This is a genomic window from Mesorhizobium sp. M7A.F.Ca.CA.001.10.2.1 (assembly GCF_003998575.1).
GTDB lineage: Bacteria > Pseudomonadota > Alphaproteobacteria > Rhizobiales > Rhizobiaceae > Mesorhizobium.
Map to the genome: position 1 here is coordinate 1 of NZ_RZQY01000988.1, position 1506 is coordinate 1506.

Here is a 1506-nt window from a genome sequence, read left to right on the forward strand (position 1 = left end):
TCCTCCTTCCTGGTGGCGGACGGCGTGCTGCCTTCGAACGAAGGCCGGGGCTATGTCCTGCGCCGCATCATGCGCCGCGCCATGCGCCATGCGCAGCTGCTGGGTGCCAACGAACCGCTGATGTGGAAGCTGGTGCCGGCGCTGGTGCGCGAAATGGGCCAGGCCTATCCGGAGCTGCTGCGCGGCGAACAGTTGATCACCGAGACGCTGAAGCTCGAGGAGACCAGGTTTCGCAAGACGCTGGTGCGCGGCCTCGGCCTGCTCTCCGAGGCGACGGAGACGCTGCATGCCGGCGACATGCTGGACGGCGAAACGGCCTTCAAGCTCTACGACACTTACGGCTTCCCACTTGATCTGACGCAGGACGCGCTGCGCCAGCGCAGCATCTCGGTCGATCTTGCCGGCTTCACCAATGCGATGGAGCAGCAGAAGGCCGAGGCGCGAAAGCATTGGGCAGGCTCCGGCGACGCGGCGACCGAGACCATCTGGTTCTCCGTGCGCGAGAAGGCGGGCGCCACCGAGTTCCTCGGCTATGAGACTGAAGCTGCCGAAGGCATCATCCAGGCCCTGGTCAGGGACGGCAAGACCGTGGACAGCGCCGGCAAGGGCGACGCGGTGGCGATCGTCGTCAACCAGACCCCGTTCTATGCCGAGTCCGGCGGCCAGATGGGCGACACCGGCGTTATTTCAGGCGAGGGCTTCTCGATCGAGGTTTCCGACACGCAGAAGAAGGCCGATGGGCTATTCGTCCACATCGGCGAGGTGGCCAGCGGCACGGTCAAGACCGGTGTTGCCGTCGAGCTCAAAGTCGACCATGCGCGCCGCTCCAGGTTGCGCGCCAACCATTCCGCGACGCATCTGATCCATGAGGCGCTGCGCGAGGTGCTGGGCAGCCATGTCGCGCAGAAGGGCTCGCTGGTCGCGCCCGAGCGCCTGCGCTTCGACATCTCGCACAACAAGCCCATTTCACCGGAGGATCTCGAAGAGGTCGAGCGCATGGCCAACGAGATCGTCGTCCAGAACGGCCCGGTGTCCACGCGCCTGATGTCGGTCGACGATGCCATTGCCGAAGGCGCCATGGCGCTGTTCGGCGAGAAATACGGCGACGAAGTGCGCGTCGTGTCGATGGGCACCGGCGTTCACGGCGCCAAGGCCAACCGGCCCTATTCGGTCGAGCTTTGCGGCGGAACGCATGTCCGGGCGACTGGCGATATCGGCCTGGTGCGTGTCGTGTCGGACAGCGCGGTCGCCGCCGGCGTGCGCCGCATCGAGGCGCTGACCGGCGAAGCCGCGCGCAAACATCTCGACGAGCAGGATAGGCGGCTGAAGGCGGCGGCAGCGGTGCTGAAGATTTCACCGGCCGACGTGCCGGCGCGCGTCGAGACGCTGCTCGAAGAGCGCAAAAAGCTCGAGAAGGAACTGACCGAGGCGCGCAAGAAGCTGGCGCTGGGCGGGGGATCGTCAGCCGATGCTCCAGCCGCCAATGAGACGGTCGCCGGTATCGGC

Annotated in this window: 1 protein-coding gene; it reads left to right on the forward strand. The window is 66.4% G+C overall.

Going from position 1 to position 1506, the window contains the following annotated elements; translation table 11 throughout:
- Positions 1 to 1506: alanine--tRNA ligase (alaS, locus tag EN964_RS34265; protein ID WP_127277420.1), on the forward strand; the 1506-nt coding region annotated here is incomplete at both ends.